The 21,836-nt window shown below is 37.1% G+C and carries 19 protein-coding genes, 2 rRNA genes and 1 riboswitch; all 21 genes read right to left on the reverse strand.

All coding sequences use genetic code 11. The features are described from left to right. Positions 1-269: 269 nt before the first annotated feature. Complete coding sequence (gene pcrB, locus BEN26_RS04045; protein WP_068722253.1) at positions 270-965, reverse strand: heptaprenylglyceryl phosphate synthase; 696 nt, start codon at positions 963-965, stop codon at positions 270-272. A gap of 101 nt (positions 966-1,066) precedes the next feature. Beyond that, positions 1,067-1,378, reverse strand: a complete 312-nt coding sequence (locus BEN26_RS04050) for a YerC/YecD family TrpR-related protein (protein ID WP_068722250.1) — start codon at positions 1,376-1,378, stop codon at positions 1,067-1,069. A 149-nt stretch (positions 1,379-1,527) separates the two neighbouring features. Next, positions 1,528-2,562 (reverse strand): DUF3048 domain-containing protein, encoded by a 1,035-nt coding sequence (locus BEN26_RS04055; RefSeq protein ID WP_069798922.1) that lies wholly within the window; start codon positions 2,560-2,562, stop codon positions 1,528-1,530. Positions 2,563-2,751: 189 nt separating this feature from the next. After that, positions 2,752-4,413: a hydroxylamine reductase gene (hcp, locus tag BEN26_RS04060; RefSeq protein WP_181482187.1), complete on the reverse strand. Its 1,662-nt coding sequence runs from the start codon at positions 4,411-4,413 to the stop codon at positions 2,752-2,754. A 267-nt stretch (positions 4,414-4,680) separates the two neighbouring features. Further along, positions 4,681-5,955: a phosphoribosylamine--glycine ligase gene (gene purD / locus BEN26_RS04065; RefSeq protein WP_069798919.1), complete on the reverse strand. Its 1,275-nt coding sequence runs from the start codon at positions 5,953-5,955 to the stop codon at positions 4,681-4,683. Between the two features lie 18 nt (positions 5,956-5,973). Next, on the reverse strand, positions 5,974-7,506 hold the full coding sequence (gene purH / locus BEN26_RS04070; protein WP_069798917.1) for a bifunctional phosphoribosylaminoimidazolecarboxamide formyltransferase/IMP cyclohydrolase: 1,533 nt from the start codon (positions 7,504-7,506) through the stop codon (positions 5,974-5,976). Beyond that, on the reverse strand, positions 7,481-8,128 hold the full coding sequence (gene purN / locus BEN26_RS04075) for a phosphoribosylglycinamide formyltransferase (RefSeq protein WP_069798915.1): 648 nt from the start codon (positions 8,126-8,128) through the stop codon (positions 7,481-7,483). Before purN ends, purH begins: the two co-directional genes overlap by 26 nt. Next, positions 8,125-9,162 carry a phosphoribosylformylglycinamidine cyclo-ligase gene (purM, locus tag BEN26_RS04080; protein WP_069798913.1) on the reverse strand — a complete coding sequence of 346 codons (1,038 nt, stop codon included), beginning with the start codon at positions 9,160-9,162 and terminating at the stop codon, positions 8,125-8,127. Before purM ends, purN begins: the two co-directional genes overlap by 4 nt. Continuing rightward, positions 9,146-10,594 (reverse strand): amidophosphoribosyltransferase, encoded by a 1,449-nt coding sequence (gene purF / locus BEN26_RS04085; RefSeq protein WP_084818781.1) that lies wholly within the window; start codon positions 10,592-10,594, stop codon positions 9,146-9,148. Before purF ends, purM begins: the two co-directional genes overlap by 17 nt. Then, entirely contained in the window at positions 10,564-12,870 is a 2,307-nt protein-coding gene (purL, locus tag BEN26_RS04090) for a phosphoribosylformylglycinamidine synthase subunit PurL (RefSeq protein ID WP_069798910.1), read from the reverse strand. Before purL ends, purF begins: the two co-directional genes overlap by 31 nt. After that, positions 12,785-13,489, reverse strand: a complete 705-nt coding sequence (gene purQ, locus BEN26_RS04095; protein WP_069798908.1) for a phosphoribosylformylglycinamidine synthase subunit PurQ — start codon at positions 13,487-13,489, stop codon at positions 12,785-12,787. The genes purL and purQ overlap by 86 nt, the downstream gene beginning before the upstream one ends. Further along, positions 13,486-13,740, reverse strand: a complete 255-nt coding sequence (purS, locus tag BEN26_RS04100; RefSeq protein ID WP_069798906.1) for a phosphoribosylformylglycinamidine synthase subunit PurS — start codon at positions 13,738-13,740, stop codon at positions 13,486-13,488. The genes purQ and purS overlap by 4 nt, the downstream gene beginning before the upstream one ends. Continuing rightward, positions 13,733-14,452 carry a phosphoribosylaminoimidazolesuccinocarboxamide synthase gene (gene purC / locus BEN26_RS04105; protein ID WP_069798904.1) on the reverse strand — a complete coding sequence of 240 codons (720 nt, stop codon included), beginning with the start codon at positions 14,450-14,452 and terminating at the stop codon, positions 13,733-13,735. Before purC ends, purS begins: the two co-directional genes overlap by 8 nt. An 88-nt stretch (positions 14,453-14,540) precedes the next feature. Next, positions 14,541-15,839 (reverse strand): adenylosuccinate lyase, encoded by a 1,299-nt coding sequence (gene purB / locus BEN26_RS04110; RefSeq protein ID WP_069798902.1) that lies wholly within the window; start codon positions 15,837-15,839, stop codon positions 14,541-14,543. A 51-nt stretch (positions 15,840-15,890) separates the two neighbouring features. Then, positions 15,891-17,036 carry a 5-(carboxyamino)imidazole ribonucleotide synthase gene (gene purK / locus BEN26_RS04115; RefSeq protein WP_069798900.1) on the reverse strand — a complete coding sequence of 382 codons (1,146 nt, stop codon included), beginning with the start codon at positions 17,034-17,036 and terminating at the stop codon, positions 15,891-15,893. Next, positions 17,024-17,527 carry a 5-(carboxyamino)imidazole ribonucleotide mutase gene (gene purE, locus BEN26_RS04120; RefSeq protein WP_243643819.1) on the reverse strand — a complete coding sequence of 168 codons (504 nt, stop codon included), beginning with the start codon at positions 17,525-17,527 and terminating at the stop codon, positions 17,024-17,026. The genes purK and purE overlap by 13 nt, the downstream gene beginning before the upstream one ends. Before the next feature lie 214 nt (positions 17,528-17,741). Then, a riboswitch (purine riboswitch) is annotated at positions 17,742-17,843 on the reverse strand. A 143-nt stretch (positions 17,844-17,986) separates the two neighbouring features. Then, the gene (locus tag BEN26_RS04125) at positions 17,987-18,850 is read right to left on the reverse strand and encodes an NAD(P)-dependent oxidoreductase (RefSeq protein ID WP_069798896.1); all 864 of its coding nucleotides are present in this window, start codon (positions 18,848-18,850) and stop codon (positions 17,987-17,989) included. Positions 18,851-19,013: 163 nt separating this feature from the next. Further along, the gene (locus BEN26_RS04130; RefSeq protein ID WP_069798894.1) at positions 19,014-19,976 is read right to left on the reverse strand and encodes an aldo/keto reductase; all 963 of its coding nucleotides are present in this window, start codon (positions 19,974-19,976) and stop codon (positions 19,014-19,016) included. 25 nt (positions 19,977-20,001) lie between these two features. Continuing rightward, positions 20,002-21,165, reverse strand: a complete 1,164-nt coding sequence (locus BEN26_RS04135) for an amidohydrolase (protein ID WP_069798892.1) — start codon at positions 21,163-21,165, stop codon at positions 20,002-20,004. A 322-nt stretch (positions 21,166-21,487) separates the two neighbouring features. Beyond that, positions 21,488-21,604, reverse strand: a 5S ribosomal RNA gene (rrf, locus tag BEN26_RS04140). 136 nt (positions 21,605-21,740) lie between these two features. Then, positions 21,741-21,836, reverse strand: a 23S ribosomal RNA gene (locus tag BEN26_RS04145); the annotation flags it as partial.

Below are 21,836 nucleotides of genomic sequence, written 5' to 3' on the forward strand. Positions count from 1 at the left end.
TGTACCTCCTCTTTGAAAAGTTCTTATCTACTAATTCGAACCTTTTCTAATAAGGCGAAGGGAAAACATGTAAAAAGGCCACCTAGATAAATAGGCGGCCTAGTAATTGTACATGTTATACGTACGTCCATTCCTCCGCTGGCATTATCCAGTTCAGGTTCAACGGTCGATAACGGAATAGTTATCCTCTCAGCCCAGTTCCCCAAGCTCCCGCATATTCAGTTTATAATGTAAAAATATCTGATATACATGATTTTGTCAATTTATTTTTATACTTCATTAATGTTTTTCACTGTCTTCATAGCCAATTCAAAGTCTTCATAGATTAAATTGCCAATTATAATTGTATCTGCATATTGGCTCATCTCTACTGATTTTTCAATTGAATCAATTCCCCCACCATAGAAGATCTTAGACTGCTGAACGATATTTTTTATTTCTTTGAGCCAATCAGGATTTCCATATGCTCCACTATATTCAATATAAAGGATTGGTAACTTCAACATTTGGTCTACGATTCTAGCATACGCCAAAACATCTTCTAAATCCAAATCTGTTCTACTTTCGGTCAACTTTGCAACTGAAGATTGCTGATTTAAAACCACATATCCTTCTACAAACACTTGATTCCAATTGATTAACTCTCCATACATCTTCAAAGCTTTTTGATGGATATTTAAGATCCAATCTGGGTTTTGAGCGTTGACTACAAAGGGAATAAAATAATAATCAAATCCTGGAACAATCGCTTTTAAATCAGATACTTCCTGAAGAACTGTAGCAGAATATTTTCGTACCCATCGTAGTAACTGAGCCGTATCGTCATAAGTGATTCCTAAAGTGCCACCAATCAGAATTGCATCTGTCCCTGATTCACAAAGTTGTTTGACTTGCTCTTCTGTAATTGGCCGATTTGGATCTAATTTAAACATATGTTTAAGTGATGATAACCATTGGCCACTCATACAATCCTCCAACATTCAGTATCAAAGAAAAGTTTAACTTTCTTTTCCATCTAAAAAGGGAAGTAGCTTAACTACTCCCCTTTACTTTACCATGTAATGACTTACTTTTCAGTATTTGTTTCGTCATTGGAAATTCGATCAAGAGCTAGACGGTAACCATCATTTCCATAATTAAGGCATCTTTTTACCCTTGAAATGGTCGCTGTACTCGCCCCTGTTTCTGCCTCAATTTGGTTATACGTATAACTTCTTGTTAACATGCGAGCCACTTCTAAACGCTGTGCTAAAGATTGGATTTCATTTACTGTACATAAATCATCAAAGAATTTATATGCTTCTTCTAAAGTTTCAAGCGCTAGTATCGATTTAAATAGTTGATCTACCGTTTTATCCTTTAATTTTTCAAATGGCACTTTTTCTCACCTCTCGTCAATAGAGTACCATATTTATTTAAAAAAATATAGTCATACCAGTAGACTTTTTTGCATTAAACAAAAAAATGTAATCGGATACATGTTAGACGTACCAAGTCTTGTATTTTCGCGTTAAAACGATGAAATGTCTACTGGTAAGAGACAGGAGTGCTGTTCTGTACAACAATCGTCCAGGTTTGACCAGGAAGTAATCCTTGTTCCTTTCCATCAACATAAGCCCTAATAACACCATCTTTTCTTTCCCAAGTGATTTCTTTCATAGCACCATTTTGAAACAAATACCCTTTACCTGGTCCATATAAGTTAATACTTCTTCTACCTTCATTATCTAAAATTTTATGTTCTGCTCGTATCACTAATAAATTCTTTGCTGTTAATTGTTCTTCTGTTTCTAAATCTGTATGTGGTTGTCCATTTATATAACGGTTATATTGTTTTTTTGTTTCATCATATTGATAACCAACGATATATTTTGAATAGTATTCAATATTAATTTCTTTTGCAGGCGTACCTGTTACGATTTCATCTTCCTTTAGAAATGGAATGGTTGGAATGTATCCTTCCGAACGGTATCCTTTCTTTTCTGCAAAAGTTCTAATTTTATCTATACTTGTATATAAGTTGTGGGGCATTTTCCTAAAATCGACTCTCCAAAAGGCAGGACCTGAGTTTTTAATTTCATCTAAATCAGGTAGGTTATCCCTTTGTAGAATCGCATAAGCGGCTTCACTTGCTCCAGCATGTACGATTAAACCATCAAAGCCATTGATTAAATCGATATAATAGGGACGTATACTTCTTACAGGACCAACTACTTTTGGTGCCTTGCTTTGATAAAATGCTACAAACCGGGTAATCATTCCTTCAGCAAGGATCTCATATACCATATCTGCTTCTATCAAACCACTTTGTGGTCTTGCTTTTGGATGATTATTTACCATAACACCAATAATTCTTTCTTTAACTTCATTGTCAACATGTAACCCAGTTAATGGTGCAGTATATTTAGATGCCCATACTTCTTCTTTTTCTATTTCTGTAGACTTTGTTTTATTTTCTATCTGTTTTTCTTCATTTATTACTTTAACTGTTGCCTGATTACTACACCCTACAATCTGAACTACAAACATTAATAGCACTATTATTGCCGTGAATCTTTTCATCTGATCACCCTTTTTACTTTTTCACTTATATTTATCCTTTACCTATTTCTATTTTTTAAATTATTTTCCTCCAATATTTAATTGAAAAACAGATGATCTATTTTATGTAAATTAAATTTCACAAAAAAAGAAGGTGTATTAGCAGTAAATCTGCAATACCCCTTCGTCTTTTATACTTTACATATTTTATTATTTACCAGCTAGAATTGCCTCTAAGTCATCCTTAACAGTTCCAATTGGTTTGATGTCAAATTTTTCTACTAATACTTTTAATACATTAGGAGAAATGAATGCTGGTAATGTTGGCCCTAAGCGAATTCCTTTTACTCCTAAGTATAATAATGCTAATAATACAGCAACAGCTTTTTGCTCATACCAAGCGATGGTATATGATAATGGAAGGTCATTAATATCTTCAACACCAAGAGCTTCTACTAATTTTTGTGCAATAACTACTAAGGAATAGGAGTCATTACATTGACCAGCATCTAATATTCTTGGAATGCCACCAATATCGCCAAGATCTAATTTATTGTAGCGATATTTTGCACAACCAGCTGTTAATATGACCGTATCATTTGGTAATTCTCTTGCCATATCCTTGTAGTAATCCCTTGTTTTATGTCTTCCTTCACAACCAGCCATAACAACGAATCGATTAATAGCACCTGATTGTACAGCGTCTACTACTTTATCTGCTACACTTAGGACAGCATTACGTGCAAATCCACCAGGAATTGTACCATTTTCAATTTCAGTTGGAGGCTCACATTTTAGAGCATGCTCAATAATTTTTGAGAAGTCCTTTTGCTCACCAGGTTTACGATCTTCAATATGATTTAAGCCTGGGAATCCAACTACTCCTGTTGTATAAACTCTGTCTTGGTAAGAAGCTTTTGGTGGAACTAAACAGTTTGTAGTCATTAGAATAGGTCCATTGAAGGATTCAAATTCACGGTTTTGCTCCCACCAGGAATTACCGTAGTTTCCAACAAAGTGATCATATTTTTTGAAGAAAGGATAAGCATTAGCAGGTAGCATTTCACCATGAGTATATACGTCTATACCTTTATCCTTAGATTGCTCTAATAATTCTTCTAAATCTTTTAAGTCATGTCCACTGATTAGAATACCAGGACGATTTCTAACACCGATATTAATCTGGGTTGGTTCTGGATGGCCATATGTGCCTGTATTAGCTCTATCAAGCATTTCCATAGCTTTAACTGCAGTAGCACCAGCATCCATAATAATGCCAACTAAATCGTCAGCTGAAAGACTATCATCTGTTGTTGCAGCTAAACCTTTATGTAAGAAGCTAAATATTTCATCATTTTGTTCATCTAAAACAAAAGCGTGTTCTATATATGCTGAAATACCTTTTAATCCATATATTAATAATTCTCTTAATGAACGTATATCTTCGTTTGCTGTTGCTAGTACCCCTACTACTTCTCCCTTTTTGTAGAAATCCTCTACATTGTCACTATACCATGTAGCCATTTCAGGTAATTCTTCATTAAATTCCGTTCCATACTTCTCTTTATATGCTGCTAAGAAGCTTGTTTTAACTTTTTCACGAAGAGCTAATGCTTCCTTGATCTTAGTTTCAAAGTAAACTGGATCAAAGTTTACGTTTGTAATGGTTGAAAATAGATTTTTAGCAATAAATAAACCTGTCTCTGCATCATTTATACCTACTTGCTTAGCTTTTTCTGCATAAATAGAGATTCCTTTTAATACATAAATTAATAAGTCTTGAAGGTTAGTAACTTCAGGTGTCTTACCACAGACACCAACAACTGTACAGCCTACATTCTTAGATGTCTCTTGACATTGATAACAAAACATACTCATTTTCTTTTCATCTCCCTGCATTAACATTGTGTACATTTCTTTTACCCTGCAGTTATTACTATACCTTGTTTACAACATTATTTCTGTGAAAAAAGTCACAACCTTAAAAACTTTTTAGCTCAAATTTACGAAAAGATATTAACTGAAAATTATGACTATATTTATGTAATGCTAGCGAAAAAGGGTGTCAATTGAACTAATTCATTGACACCCGCAAATTGTACTTATTTTTTTCTGACTAATAAACAATTTATAATTTAGCTACGAATTAGCTATTCGATTAATTGTTTTATTTGCAATATCTCTTCTATAATGTGCACCTTCAAAGTTAATGTTGTTAACTCCCTGATAAGCTCTTCTTTGTGCTTCTTCTATTGTTGTACCTAATCCAGTTACGGCAAGAACTCTACCTCCAGCTGTAACTAATTGTTCCTCTAGGAGCTTAGCACCTGCATAAAAAACCTGTGTTTTTGATGGCATAGCATGCTCTATTATTGGCATACCTTTTTTATATTCCTTTGGATAACCTGCTGAAACCATTACAACACTAACCGCTGCTTCTTTTTTCCATTCTAAGTGCATTTCATTTAACCGTTTATCTCTTATCGCTAATAGAACTTCAACTAAATCGGTTTCTAATCTAGGTAGAACAACCTGTGTTTCAGGATCACCAAACCTTGCATTAAATTCTATAACCATTGGACCTTCATTTGTGATCATTAATCCAGCATACAAAATACCTGTAAAAGGTATTCCTTCTTGTTTCATAGCTTCGACAGTTGGTAATAAAATTTGATCATATACTTCGTTTAACAAGGATTCCTTCATATGAGGAACAGGTGAATAAGCACCCATTCCACCAGTATTTGGACCTTTGTCTTCATCATAAACAGGCTTATGATCTTGAGCAGGCTCCATTACAGCGATACTGTTAGCATCTACAAAGGCCATAACGGTTAATTCTTCTCCTGATAGAAACTCTTCAATCACAACTGATTGACCAGCATCACCAAAAATTTTATCTTCCATGATACTATTAATAGCTGATATCGCCTCTTCTAATTGATGGGCCACAACTACTCCTTTTCCTGCTGCAATCCCATCTGCTTTAATCACTACTGGCACTCCCTGTTGTTTTACATAATCGATTGCCTCTTTTGATGTATAGAATACTTGATAATTACCAGTAGGAATTCGATATTTTCCCATTAATTGCTTTGCGAACGATTTGCTTCCCTCAATTTGAGCTGCTGCTTTAGTTGGACCAATGATCGGGAGGCCTTGTTCTTGAAATACGTCGACGATTCCTTCAATTAAAGGCTGCTCAGGTCCTACAACTGTTAGATCAATCTTATACTCTCTAACTGCCGTTATTAATTTTTCAAAATCATTTTCAGCAATCGGTAAGCAAATTGCATCTTGTGCAATTCCACCATTACCCGGAGCACAATACACTTGATTAACTTTTGGACTTTTTTTTAGGGATTTAACAATTGCGTGTTCTCTTCCCCCTTGGCCTACTACTAAAATATTCATATCCATATTCCCCTTTTCTTAATGCTTGAAATGGCGAATACTAGTAAAGACCATCGCAATGCCATGTTTATCTGCTTCAATAATCGAATCTTCATCACGAATAGAGCCACCTGGTTGAATAATTGCTGTAATTCCCGCTTTTGCTGCCTCTTCTACTGTATCTGGCATTGGGAAAAAGGCATCAGAAGCCATTACTGCTCCCTTTGCTAGTTCACCAGCTTGTTCAATTGCAATTTTTGCTGCACCAACACGATTCATTTGCCCTGCTCCGATACCTACTGTCTGTTGACCATTTGCTAGGACAATTGCATTTGATTTAACATGCTTTACAACCTTCCAAGCAAATTGTAGCTGCTCAAGCTCCTCAGTAGTTGGTTTTCTTTTTGTTACTACTTTTAATTCTTCAGCATTTATTTGTTTTTTATCTTGATCCTGTACTAATAAACCACCTAAAACTGATACTACCTTTTTAGAAGATGCACCTTCTCCTTCTACAAGCTCTAATAGGCGAATGTTTTTCTTTTTCGTTAGTAGTTCGAGAGCCTGTTCAGTAAAGCCAGGCGCAATAATCACTTCGAGGAAAATTTCTTTAAGACGACTTGCTGTATCCTCATCAACCATCTGATTTGTTGCGACAATCCCACCAAAAATTGAAACAGGATCCGCTTCATAGGCTCTTGTAAAAGCTTCAGATAAGTTTTTTCCAACTCCTACGCCACAGGGATTCATGTGTTTAACAGCAACCACTGCAGGCTGTTTAAACTCTTTAATGATCTCCCATGCTGCATTCGTATCTTGGATATTATTGTAAGAGAGCTCTTTTCCATGTAATTGTTTTGCATAAGCGAGTCCTTGTTTAGATATAGCTTCCCGATAAAAGCTGGCTTTTTGATGAGGATTTTCCCCATAACGAAGCTCTTGAACCTTTTCATAGGTTAGAGTTAGCTTTTCTGGGAAAACCTCTTCCAATTGATCATTCCAATATTGGGCAATTAACGCATCATATGCTGCTGTATGCCTAAACACTTTGGCAGCTAACTTCTTTTTTGCCGCCAAAGATAACATTTGCTCCTGTTTTAATTCTTCAATTACTGCTTGATAATCAGCAGGGTCGACGATCACTGCAACATCTTGATAATTTTTTGCTGCAGCACGAAGCATAGAAGGTCCACCTATATCAATGTTTTCGATCGCTTCTTCAAATGTAACACCAGGTTTGGAAATAGTTTCTTTGAACGGATAAAGATTTACAACAACAAGATCGATCAGGTCTACATGTTGCTCTTGTAGTTGTTTGAGGTGATCTTCATTTGCTCTTATCGCTAATAGTCCTGCAAAAACGTTCGGATGTAAAGTTTTTACACGCCCATCAAGAATTTCAGGAAATCCAGTGATCTCTGAAATGGAAATGACGGAAATGCCCTCTTGCTCAAGAACTTTTTTGGTCCCTCCTGTTGAAATGATTTCATAACCTAACTCGATTAAACCCTTCGCAAATTCTATGATTCCTGTTTTATCTGACACACTAAGGATGGCTCTTTTCTGACTCATTATCTTTCTTTACTCCTTTCTCTTTCATACTCTTTTTCTTCCATACCACTTGTTCCTTTAAAATCAAGTTAACCGTTTGCAGCAATAACACATGTTCTATTTGATGGATTTTTTCTGTTAAGGTTTCGATTGTATCTTTTTCCTCAATCGGAACGATCTGTTGCTGAATAATTGGTCCTGTGTCCATTCCTTCATCAACAAAGTGGATCGTTACTCCTGTATATTTTACTCCATAATGAAAGGCTTGTTCGATCGCTGCCTTACCTGGAAACGATGGTAAAAGGGAAGGATGGAGATTGATGATTTGGTTGGGAAAAGCTTGCAGTAAAGTTGGTCCAATCAGCCTCATATAACCTGCTAAGACAATTAAATTAATTTCCAATCCCTTAAGGATTTCCACAAGGACAGTCTCAAAGGCTTGCTTATTCTCATAATCTTTTGGTTGAAAAGCAAAAACCGGAATTCCTTCATCTTTTGCCCTTTTTATTACATAAGCTTCTGGTTTATCAGACACTAATAGTTGAATACGGCCAGCTAGTTTCCCTTTTTTTTCTGCATCAACTAAGCTTTGAAAATTGGAACCATTCCCTGAAGCAAAGACAGCTATCTTTTTTGTGCTCATCGCCCTTCCTCCAATAAGACAACTCCTTGATCCCCTTTCGTGATCTCCCCGATTACATAAGCTGTTTCCCCATATTGTTTTGCTAGATCTAAGACTTTTTCTTTATCCTTCTGGTCTATAATCAATACAAAACCAATCCCCATATTAAAGGTGCGAAATGATTCCTGATGATCAAGTTCACCCAGTTTTTGTAAGAGAGTAAAAATCGGTAGAATTGGCCAACTCTTCAGTTGCAGATTTGCCTGTAATCCAGCTGGTAAGACCCGAGGAACATTCTCCAACAATCCTCCACCAGTAATATGGGCCATACCCTTAATTTGAACTTGTTTCATGATTTGTAATACTGATTGAACATAGATACGCGTTGGTTTTAATAATTCATCTCCTAAGGAACAACCAAGTTCAGAGATCATCTCATCTAAGTGAAAATGATATTGTTCAAAAAATAAATAACGAACAAGAGAGAACCCATTACTATGCAGACCATTAGATGCAAAACCAATGATCACATCACCCTCTTCAATTTTAGAACCATCGATGATTTTGTCCTTTTCGACCACACCAACAGCAAAACCTGCTAAATCATATTCCTCTTGTTGATACATTCCAGGCATTTCCGCTGTTTCTCCTCCTAGTAATGCGCAACCTGCCTCTAGACAACCTATTGAAATCCCTTTGATAATCTCCTCAGCTTTTTTAGGTTCAAGTTTTGCCGTTGCTAGATAATCAAGAAAGAATAAAGGCTCAGCTCCTTGTACAAGAATATCGTTCACACACATGGCAACTAAATCAATTCCAATCGTATCATGACGCTCCATTGTAAAGGCAATCTTCAACTTGGTTCCTACCCCATCAGCACCTGAAACCAAAACAGGGTTTTTATATCGATGTTGCAATTCAAAAAGCCCAGCAAATCCTCCAATACCAGATATCACTTCAGGGCGAAATGTTCTTTTTGCATGATACTTAATTCTTTCTACCGTTTCATTCCCTGCCTCAATATCTACCCCGGCTTTTTTATAAGATTGGTTCATCTTCTATCCCCCATCTCACTTTATCCGTTTTACTTTGCTGACTTTGATAGACTTCTGTTGGGTACTCAGCATTAAAACAAGCGACACAATAGCCATGGTTCACGTCGTCTCCTTGTCTACCAATCGCTTCAAGCATGCCAGACATACTTAAAAAGGCGAGAGAATCTGCACCGATGAAGTCCTTCATTTCTTCAATGGTTTTTGCTGCAGCAATCAACTCTTCACGAGAGGAAGTATCAATACCATAATAACAAGGGTTTTTAACAGGAGGTGAACTAATTCGGACATGTACCTCTTTGGCCCCAGCTTCTTTTAACAATTGAACAATTCGTTTACTTGTCGTACCACGAACGATAGAATCGTCAATCATCACGACTCTTTTCCCATCGACTACCTTACGAACAGCACTAAGCTTCATCTTTACTCCTTTTTCTCGTAATTCTTGACTTGGTTGAATAAATGTTCTAGCAATATAGCGATTTTTAATTAAGCCTAATTCGTAAGGAATACCAGAAGCTTCTGCATAACCGATCGCTGCGGAAATACTAGAATCAGGAACACCCGTTACCACATCTGCTTCAACAGGATGTTCTTCTGCTAACTTTTTCCCCAATCTTTTTCTTGCTAAATGAACGTTGATTCCACCAATATCGCTATCAGGACGAGCAAAATAAATATATTCAAAGCTACAAATCGCTCTTCTCGTTTGAACAGTAAAATGTTCCGAACGAATCCCGTTTTTGTCAAATACCAGCATTTCTCCTGGTTCAATATCTCGTATCGTTGTTGCACCTATTGTATCAAAAGCACAGGTTTCTGAAGATAATAGATAGCTATGCTCTAATTTTCCTAACGAAAGAGGTCTTAATCCATTCGAATCAAGGGCAGCGATTAGTTTATCGTTCGTCATAATCAGTAAAGCATACGCCCCTTTAATAACGCTTAAAGCTTCCTTAACCGCTTGTTCAATATCGTCATACATTGATTTTGCGATTAAATGGGCAATCACTTCTGTATCACTTGTTGTCTGGAAAATGGAACCTTGTCTTTCTAATTGGTTTCGAATTTGCATGGCATTGGTTAGATTGCCATTCGTTGCAATCGCTATTTCCCCATTTCGATATTTAAATACTAGGGGCTGAGCATTTTGCAGCTTGCTTTCCCCTGTTGTCGAATAACGCACATGACCTATTCCCATCATTCCATTCAAACGATTTATCTCTTGCTGATGAAAAACTTCGGTCACTAACCCCATACCATGGTGATAGGTAAAAAACTCATGGTTAGAGCTCACAATTCCTGCACTTTCTTGGCCACGATGTTGTAGTGCTTGTAAGCCATAATAAATCAATTGAGGTGTTTCTGTATGATGGTAAACTCCAAAAACGCCACATTCTTCACTCATTTTGTCGAGGAGGGTTTCATCAAACACGGAATGGCCTCCTTCCATACTTTTTTTATCTCTGCTGTCGATAAAGAGATGATCTTCTTGTCGTTATAGGATACTTCAAATTGGTTTAAGACAACTTCACCAATCAACTGACAAGAAACGCCTATTTCCAGGGCAATATTTCTTACCTTTTCCACATCATTCGACGAAACCGACAAAATAACGCGAGATTGGCTCTCACTAAATAAAAAGGAAGTCGGCCCTAATTCATCCGTTAAAGTAATGGAGGCACCAAGGTTTCCTGAAATAGAAGATTCAGCTAATGCCACTGCTAGCCCCCCATCACTTACATCATGAGCAGAATGAACGACTCCCTCGCGAATCGCTCGAAGTACAACTTCATGCACCTTTTTTTCTTTTTCTAAATCGATGGTTGGCGGCCTTCCTTCTACTTTGCCTGAGATTAACTTTTGAAACTCTGTCCCCATCAACTCATCATAGGTATCACCGAGCAATAAAATTTGGTCGCCTATTTGCTTAAAACCTTGAGTTGTAATATAATCTGTATCACGAATAAGTCCTACCATGCCAATAATAGGTGTAGGGTATATTGCTTTCCCATTCCGTTCATTATAAAAGCTCACATTCCCACCAATAACTGGAGTATTTAAGATTTGACAAGCTTCACTCATTCCTTTTGCCGCTTGTTCAAATTGCCAAAAGATTTCTGGCTTTTCTGGATTGCCAAAATTAAGACCATCTGTAATTGCTAAAGGCTCTGCCCCAGAACAAACAAGATTTCTTGCAGCTTCAGCAACTGCAATTGCCCCTCCTACCTTAGGATCTAAATAGATATATCTACCATTTCCATCAGTTGTGATAGCTAAGGCCTTTTTCGTTCCTCTGATCGTAATCACGGCTGCATCGCTCCCTGGAGTAACAGCCGTACTGGTTCTTACCATATGATCATATTGGCGATAAACCCATTCTTTATCAGCAATAGTTGGATTTGCTAATAAATCTAGTAAAATTTGTTGAGTATCAGGAAGATATTCGTATTGCGTTAAATCCATTCCATTACCCATACTTTGAAAGCGACGATAATAGGCTGGTTCTTCTGACGGCATATGATAGACTGGAGCTTCATCTACAAGAGCTTTTACAGGAAGTTCTGCGACAACCTCACCTTGGTCAAAAATACGGTACATCCCATCATTTGTAACTTTACCTATTACAACAGAGTGCAATCCCCATTTTGCGAATACTTTTTTTACCTCTTCCTCTTTTCCTTTCTTTACAACGACTAGCATCCTTTCTTGGGATTCAGAAAGCATAATCTCATAAGGAGTCATATTTGGTTCTCGCCTTGGTACCTTTGAAAGATCTAGTTCCATTCCATTTCCAGCTTTACTGGCCATTTCTGTACTAGAACTTGTGAGTCCAGCAGCTCCCATATCTTGAATTCCTTCTATAATATCTAAATCTATTAGTTCTAAAGTCGCTTCTAATAGAAGCTTTTCCATAAAAGGGTCGCCTACTTGAACAGAGGACTTCTTGGATTCAGATTGTTCACTTAACTCAACAGATGCAAATGTAGCGCCATGAATTCCATCCCTGCCTGTACTTGCGCCAACATACATCACAGAATTACCGATTCCTGTAGCTACACCTTTTTTAATTTGATTATGATTTAACAAACCAACACACATGGCATTGACCAGTGGATTCCCTTGATATGCTTCTTCAAAAACAACTTCTCCACCAACGGTAGGAATCCCCATGCTATTGCCATAATTCGCTATTCCTGCAACGACTTGTCGAAATAAATATTTTACTTTTTCATCCTCCAAAGGTCCAAAACGCAATGAATTTAATAAGGCAATCGGTCTTGCTCCCATCGAAAAAACATCACGGATGATTCCACCCACTCCTGTTGCCGCCCCTTGGTAAGGTTCAATGGCAGATGGATGGTTATGACTTTCTATTTTAAAGACCACTGCTTGTTGGTCGCCAATATCAATAATTCCTGCCCCTTCCCCAGGACCTTGAAGTACATGTTTCCCTTGGGTTGGAAACTTTTTTAACACAGGTTTAGAAGTTTTATAACTACAATGTTCTGACCACATTACACTAAATAATCCTGTTTCAAGAAAATTAGGTTTTCTACCTATTAACTGAACTATTCTCTCATATTCCCTATCCGACAATCCTAATTCAAGGTAAACTTTTTCGTTAAATACTTGCACTGCTGTAGGTTCTTGATTCACTCTTTTTCTCCCTCCAATAGCTAAGAATAGATTGGAATAATCTCTTTCCATCTTCAGAACCAAGAAGTTTAGAGACAGCCCGTTCAGGATGAGGCATCATCCCCAAAACATTGCCTTGTTTGTTGCAAATCCCCGCAATATCATCAATAGAGCCGTTAGGATTATCTTTATAGCGAAAGACAATTTGATTATTCTCTTGTAATTCTTTTAACGTTTGTTGATCACAATAATAGTTTCCTTCCCCATGGGCAATTGGAATCTTGATCTCTTCTCCTAAGTGGTATTCTAAGGTGAAAGGTGTTTGATTGTTTTCAACAGTAATCGTCTCTATCGAGCAAATAAATTGTAGATTTTCATTCTTTTTCATCGCACCTGGAAGTAATCCTGCTTCAAGTAAGATTTGAAATCCATTACAAATCCCAATGACTAATTTGCCTTCTGCTGCCGCTTTCTCTACATGTTTCATGATTGGTGCAAATCTAGCAATGGCTCCAGACCTTAGATAATCCCCATAAGAAAAACCACCTGGTAGAACAATACAATCATAACCACTTAAGTCTACTTGTTGATGCCAGATATAATCTACTTCACCGTCGATCACATCTTCAATGGCATGGTAACAATCAATATCACAATTAGAGCCAGGAAAGACAACCACTGCAAACTTCATACGGCCACCTCTTCTAGTTGATATTGGTAATCTTCAATCACTAGATTGGCTAATAGTTTCTCACACATTTCTTTGATTCGTTCCTCGGCAACTTCTCTCTGACCTGTATTCAACTGTAATTCAATAAATTTACCGATACGGACATCATTCACTTCATCATAACCTAATGATTGTAATGCACCTTTTACCGCCTTCCCTTGGGGATCTAAAATTCCGTTTTTTAAGGTAATGTACACTTTGGCATTAAACATGAACCTCTCCCCCTAATCGTTTTAAAATTTCTTGATAAGCTTCTTCGACATTCCCTAAATCACGACGGAATCGATCTTTATCCAGCTTTTCTTTGGAGTTTGCATCCCAGAAACGACAGGTATCAGGAGAGATTTCATCGGCTAGTAATAACTTTGCATCTGGTGTTATGCCATACTCCAATTTGAAATCGACAAGAAGGACTTCTCTTTTTTCTAGATAGCGGGTTAAGATTTGGTTGACACGAAGACTGATCGTTTTCATTTCTTCTAATTGTTCTTGCGTAGCAAGTTGAAGGACAGAGATATGGGAGGAGTTGATCATTGGATCTCCTAGCTCATCATCTTTATAATAAAATTCAATAACTGGGTGACGGAGTGGTGTTCCTTCTTCCAAACCAAGACGTTTGGCAAGGGAGCCAGCGGCAAGATTGCGGATGACAACTTCGATAGGAATGATCCTTACCTTCCTTACTAATTGCTCTGTAGGAGACAATAACTTTACAAAATGGTTTTCAATCCCTTGTTCTGCTAATAGTGTGAAAAAGATGGAACTAATTCGATTGTTTAGCTCTCCTTTTCCTACAATAGTTCCCCGTTTTTCACCATTAAAAGCAGTTGCATCATCTTTATATTCAACCCAATAGTAGTTTTCGTGATCCGTATAAAAAATTTTTTTTGCTTTTCCCTCATAGACCAATTCTTTCTTCTCCATATAAATTCTCCTCTCACATTTTTTTATTTGAAAGAGGAGAACGATCAGAGTTTCTCCCCTAAATCGCTTCCCTCTTTTTAAGAACAATCTATTCTCCTATACCAACACGTTTAAAAAGGAAGTCTACATTTTTCAGATGGTAATGATAGTCGAAGCATTCATTCAGTTCTTCTTCTGTTAAAAGATTTTGGATGTTTTTTTCCTCTTTCAGTAATTCTTTAAAAGATTTTTGTTCTTCCCAGGATTGCATCGCCTTTCTTTGTACGAGATCATAAGCTTCTTCTCTTTTTAATCCTTTATTGATTAAGCTAAGTAAAACCCGTTGTGAATAGATCAAACCAAAAGTTCTTTCCATGTTTCGTTTCATATTCTCAGGGAAAACAGTGAGATTTTTCACGATATTGCTAAAACGGCGAAGCATATAATTTAACAATGTTGTCGCGTCGGGAAGAATAATTCGTTCGACCGATGAATGGGATATATCACGTTCATGCCATAATGAGACATTTTCATAAGCGGAAACCATATAGCCTCGTAAAACCCGTGCTAACCCGCTGATATTCTCTGAACCAACCGGATTTCGTTTATGCGGCATTGCCGATGATCCTTTTTGTCCTTTGCTAAAGAATTCCTCTACTTCCCTTGTCTCTGACTTTTGTAATCCTCTGATTTCCGTAGCGAACTTCTCTAATGATGTAGCAATCAAAGCTAGTGTCGCCATATATTCCGCATGACGATCACGCTGCAAGGTTTGGGTCGAAATCGGTGCAGGTTTCAAGCCTAATTTTTTACACACATACTCCTCAATAAAAGGAGGGATATTCGCAAATGTACCCACTGCGCCAGAAATTTTCCCATAACCAACCTCATCCATTGCCTGTTTAAACCGTTCCAAGTTTCGCTTCATTTCACTATACCATAGGGCCATCTTAAGTCCAAAGGTTGTTGGTTCAGCATGAACGCCATGGGTTCGCCCCATCATGACGGTATATTTATGTTCTATCGCTTTTTCTTTTAACACTTGCAGAAAATTTTCTATGTCTTTTAATAAGATTTGGTTGGCTTGTTTAAGCAAATATCCTAACGCAGTATCAACGACATCGGTTGAAGTTAAGCCATAATGAACCCATTTTGATTCAGGGCCTAATGTTTCAGCGACTGCTCTTGTAAATGCCACAACATCATGTTTGGTATCCATTTCAATTTCATGAATTCGATCGATATTGATTTTGGCATTTTTACGGATTTTGATAACATCTTCTTTTGGGATTTCTCCTAACTCAGCCCAAGCTTCTGCGGCTAAAATTTCAACTTCTAACCAAGCGCGATACTTATTTTCTTCAGTCCATATTGCCTGCATTTCCGGTCTTGAATAACGTTCAATCATACTTACCCTCCAAAAATATCTTTTATTTTAAATTAAGCCATTTTTTCTTTGTTAGTCTGTAAGAGAGAGATATATTTTTTCTGCTATTGCTAAAGCTTCATCAAGTGTATCAGCCAAAGTAGTATAATGCCCCATTTTTCTTTTAAGCCGTGCTTCTTTTTTTCCATATAAATGCAATTTGGTAGAAGGTTCTTTTAATATGTTCTCTATCTTAAAATGATCATGCCATAAATCTCCCAACAGATTTGTCATAACGCAAGGTGTTATTAGTCTGGTATCTCCTAAAGGTAATCCGCAAATAGCACGGATTGTTTGTTCAAATTGACTCGTTATAGTAGCCTCTAATGTATGATGTCCAGAATTATGGGGACGTGGTGCCAATTCATTTATATATAGATGACCATTCTTGTCATAAAAAAATTCAACACATAATAATCCTCTATAATCCATTTGTTCCATAACCTGTTCTGTTAATTTAATGGCTTCTGAAGTTACCTCTTTTTCAAGTCTTGCAGGAGCTATTGTACGATGCAATATGTGATGCCGATGTTGGTTTTCTACAACAGGAAAAGGAATAAAACCATTCTTATTTCTAGCAGCAATTACGGATAATTCAGCCTTGATAGGAAGCCAAACCTCTGCAATAAGATCATTCCCTGAAGAAAGCCATTTTTTAATTTGTTCTATTTCTATTTCTTTCAATACATTGCCCGTAATCAGTAACTGCCCCTTACCATCATATCCACCTGTAATTGTTTTAACAACAATATCCTCATTGTGTTTTTGTTTGAATTCAATTACATCATCAATTGAAGTTATTAATTGAAATGGTGCTACTGGAAATTCCTTATTTTTCAACCACAGTTTTTCTTTTTTACGATTTTGGGCAGTTCCGATAATATTAGAATTGGGGTATAATGGAATACTTTTTTCAACTTCTTGTAGTGTGTCAAGTGGTATATGTTCTGTTTCAACTGTAGCTATATCTACTAATTCAATAAATTGTAATAGCTTTTTTTTATCCGTGTATTTCCCAATAACAGCAGAAGTTGTTACTCGACAGGCAGGACAATCCTCTTCCTCACTCCAAATTGTTACTTTATAACCCAAAGATTGAGCAGCAATGGAAAGCATTTTCCCCAATTGACCCCCACCAATGATACCAATTGATGCTCCCGGTAGAACTAAGCTTCCCACGGTTCAACTATTGCCTCCTCCGCTTGTTTTTGTCTAAATTTATGCAGTTTTTCTGACAGGGATTTATCATAAACAGCTAACATTGAAACTGCTAGTAAACCAGCATTTTTAGCTCCAGCTTGACCAATTGCTAGTGTACCAACCGGAATACCGCCTGGCATTTGAACTATTGAAAGAAGTGAATCGAGTCCGTTTAAAGTTGAAGTTTTAACAGGCACTCCTAAAACTGGAACTATTGTCTTTGCTGCTACCATTCCAGGTAAATGAGCAGCTCCACCTGCTCCTGCAATAATTACCTTTAACCCCCTTTTTTCAGCCTCTTCTGCATATTTATAGAGGCGATCTGGAGTCCGATGGGCTGAAACTATCTTTTTCTCATAAGATACCCCAAATTCTTCCAAAATTTGAGCTGTGTTAATCATTGTGTCCCAATCAGAACGACTACCCATTATTATTCCAACCTGTGGATTTAAATCCATTTTTCGTGCCATCCTTTCATTCATATTAATTTTATTTACTATTATTAATTAATTTCCTAGTTACATGTTTACATTTACAACTTTTTTAACAGAAAAAAGCCCAAATGGGTAGATTTCCAAAATAAAAACGAGAGAAACCTACCCGCCTGGGCTTTTATCCCTTCGGTGTAACATGGTCATAAGACATGTTTGAACCACTCGGTCTTTACATTTCTAAATGCAGATCCCTAGGTTCACTTTCACTCGTAGTCTAGTAATTTACGGTTACTAGGTAGAGACTTTCGGGCCATATTCCTGATATTATACGAGTTATATTCTGTTGATATTTAGTTTAACAATCAATACATCATTCGTCAAGATAAAAACGAACATTAAATATAATTTAATAGTTATTGTTCGATTTTTATTTCATTAAAAAAGCTTAACCATATTCCTGTTCAAATATAGTTAAGCTCTAATTTGGATATGTTATTATTTTTTTGCAAGGTAGGAAAGTATAGCCATTAAATCAAGTTCACCATTTCCTGCATTTAGGGCATCCTCATATGTATTGGCTGCCTTTTCAATGAGTGGGAAAGAAAGATCCATCTCTTTTGCTCGATCCATTGCGAGTCGTAAATCTTTTGTGGCATGTTTTAAGGCAAAAGCTGCTGGATAATAATCTTGGATAATACTTGGTGTTTTAATATTTACAATTGGGGAACCTACAGCACTTAATTTTACAATTTCAAGCATCGTTTCCCTTGGAATCCCCGCCTTTTCCGCAAATAAAACGGTTTCGGCAAGTCCTTGAATATAGATTCCTAACATACTATTGATCGCTAGTTTTGCGTTACTTCCAGCCCCATTCCCTCCCAAAAGGAAAGAAGCCTTTCCTACAATATCAAAAATAGGTTTCACTTTTTCATACGTTTCAGCATCTCCGCCTACAAGTACCACAAGTGTCCCTTCTTTTGCCGGTGCAACACTACCTGAAACTGGAGCATCAAGCATTTCTACCCCTTTTTCCTTACACAAAGCGGCAATTGTTTTTGAAGTTTCAGGTGAAATCGTACTCATATCTATGGCAATTTGCCCCTCTTTTAAACCAGCCAACACTCCATCTTCTCGCGTATACACATCTTTCACAGCTTCATCATCCGCAACCATCGTGATTAAAACATCCACTGAAGCAGCGATTTCTTTAGGACTTTCTTTAAAAGTCGCTCCCATTTCTAAAAGTGGTTGTGCTTTTTCTTTACTACGATTATACACGAATAGTTCATATCCAGCCTTCTTAAGATTTGTCGCCATAGGAACTCCCATATTTCCTAAGCCAATCCAACCAATTCTCATAAAACTCACCTCTATAAAAAATTTTTAAATAAATTGCACAAAAATTACTATAGCATTTTTCTATCTTTTCAGCGAATCTGATTTGAAAGAAAAAAACCCGAACATCACTCATTCGGGTTAAAGAGAATCAATTACATGCCAACTTTATTACTTTGCTTATTTATTATTTAGAAAAGTCGAAATAGGGGGATGGAACGACTTGATCAATTTCCTTTAGTGTATCCTCTGACAATTTGACTTCAAGAGCACTAATATTCTCTCTTAGTTGTTCTGATGTTTTTGCTCCAATAATCGGGATAACTGATGGTCCCTGATGTAATAACCAAGCAATGGCTAGTTGAGTTAAAGAAATATTTTCTTTGTTTGCAATGAAACTTAGCTTTTCTACTTTTTCTAATTTCTCTTTGTTTTCCTTAGACTCTAAATTCCATTGATGTTTAGCACCACGACTATCCTCTGGTAAATGGTTCCCTTTTGCATATTTTCCAGTAAGCCATCCTCCTGCTAGTGGAGAATAACATAATGTGGCTAGTCCATATTTTTCACTGACAGGCAAAATCTCCTGTTCGATGTATCGATCAAGCAAACTATAAGAAGGTTGATTGGAAACAAACCTTTCTAGATTCATTTTGTCACTAACCCATAAACTTTCTACGATTCGCCATGCATCAAAATTGGAACAACCAATATAACGGACTTTTCCTTGACGAACTAAATCATCTAAAGCGCGTAAGGTCTCATCGATTGGTGTCGTTGGATCAGGACGATGAATTTGATATAAATCTATATAATCTGTACCAAGTCGTTTTAGGCTTAGCTCTACTTGTTTCATAATTCGAAAACGACTTGCCCCTTGTCCATTTGGACCTTCATCTGTTCTAATTTTAAATTTTGTCGCTAAAATCACTTCATCTCTTTTATGGCGAATGGCTTTACCAACGATTTCTTCTGATGTTCCTCCTCCATAAATATCTGCTGTATCAATAAAGTTAATTCCAGCATCCATCGCTTTGTGGATCAGCTCAATCGATTCATTTTCTCCAATTCCCCAATCACCATATACCATTGTACCTAGAGCAAGGCGTGACACTTTTACACCTGCTCTTCCTAGATTGACATATTCCATATGTAGTCCTCCTGTGTATCATTTCTTATTCGTGTTGATAAACAATTCTTCCATCTATTATAGTCATCAATACTTTTGTCCGATAATCAAAAGGGTTACCTGACCAGAGAACTATATCTGCGTCTTTTCCGACTTCCAGGGAACCTACTCGATCCTCAATACCCATATGTTTTGCAGGATTAATAGTAATTGCCTTCCAAGCTGTTTCTTCATTTAATCCTTCTCTCACAGCGATGGCAGCGCTAACGATGAGATATTCTATTGGAATGACGGGGTGATCGGTAATTATAGAAACAGGAACACCGGCTTTGTCTAATGAGACTAATGTGTGCCAGCCTTTATCTCCTAATTCAATCTTAGAACGGTTGCTAAGTGTTGGACCTACCGCAGCTTTATATCCATTTTCAGCTATGATGTCTGCAATTTTATGACCTTCTGTGCAATGTTCTAATGTTAGATTTATATTAAATTCCTTGGAAATGCGAATTGCTGTCATGATATCATCTGCACGGTGAGCATGGGCTCTAACAGGAATCTCTTTCTTTAATACTTTAACTAAGGTTTCCATTTTAAGATCGATATCAGGTGCTTTTGAGGAGTCTTCCATACCTAGTTCAATTTTTTTTAAATAATTTTTTGCCTTTATTAGATGATCTCTTAATACTGCTGCTGTGCCCATTCTTGTGGATGGTATTTGTTTTTTCTCTCCGTACACCCTTTTTGGATTCTCACCAAAAGCAATTTTAAGACCTGAGGTTTTCTTGACTATCATTTCATCAACGATACGACCATAGGTTTTTACAATTGACATTTCTCCACCAATCACATTTGCACTACCAGGCATAATTTGAACAGTAGTAACACCACCTTGAATGGCATCCTTAAAACCTTGCTCTAATGGATTAATTGCATCCAATGCACGAACATGGGGAGTGGCAGGATCTGTCATTTCATTGACATCGGCTCCAGCCCATCCAATTGTTTCTTCATATACCCCTAAATGCGTATGTGCATCAATCAAACCTGGTGTTACCCATTGACCTTGTGCATCTATAACTTGAGCATCTTTTGGTATCTCAATACCTTGACCAATAGCCTTTATTTTCCCTTCTTCTATTAATATTATTCCTCCTTGATCAACGATTCCTTGTGTAATGGTGTTAATTGTAGCATTTACAATTGCAATCATTTCTCTTCCCCCTTGTTGAAATATTTCGATCTTCTAAATATATTATTCTATGAGTAGATAAGAAATTCCTCCCCCTTTAAGTAACAAATCCATTCGTTAAAATGAAGTGAACATTAAAATTTAAGAAAAGGTTTGAATATTTCATCGCGCTCCGTCATCCGTGCCCTTCTATGAATAAAGATTACGGAGAGAAGGGCACTTCTGAAGGTCGCTGTTTATGGAATATACAAACCCTTAAATGAGAAGTGCAAGAAAGTTACTCTTTCTTATCTTTTAACAAAGCCAATAAAAAAAGCTAACCATGTGGTTAGCTTTTTTTATTGCCTGGCAACGTCCTACTCTCCCAGGACCCTTCGGTCCAAGTACCATCGGCGCTGGAGGGCTTAACGATCGTGTTCGGGATGGGAACGAGTGTATCCCCTCCGCCGTCATCACCAGGCTTGCAGGATGCAAGTCATTCGACGTTGTCACATGGACGTGACGGATTTTAGTCGAACTTCTTTAAACATGCCTACTTTATATTAAGATTTTGAAGGAATCTTTGTACCTTCAAAACTAGCAGCAAGAAAAGCAATTAGGTTAAGCCCTCGACCGATTAGTATCCGTCAGCTCCATACCTTACGGTACTTCCACACCGGACCTATCAACCTTATCATCTTTAAGGGGTCTTA

It is taken from the genome of Tepidibacillus sp. HK-1 (assembly GCF_001748485.2).
Classification (GTDB): Bacteria; Bacillota; Bacilli; order Tepidibacillales; family Tepidibacillaceae; genus Tepidibacillus_B; species Tepidibacillus_B infernus.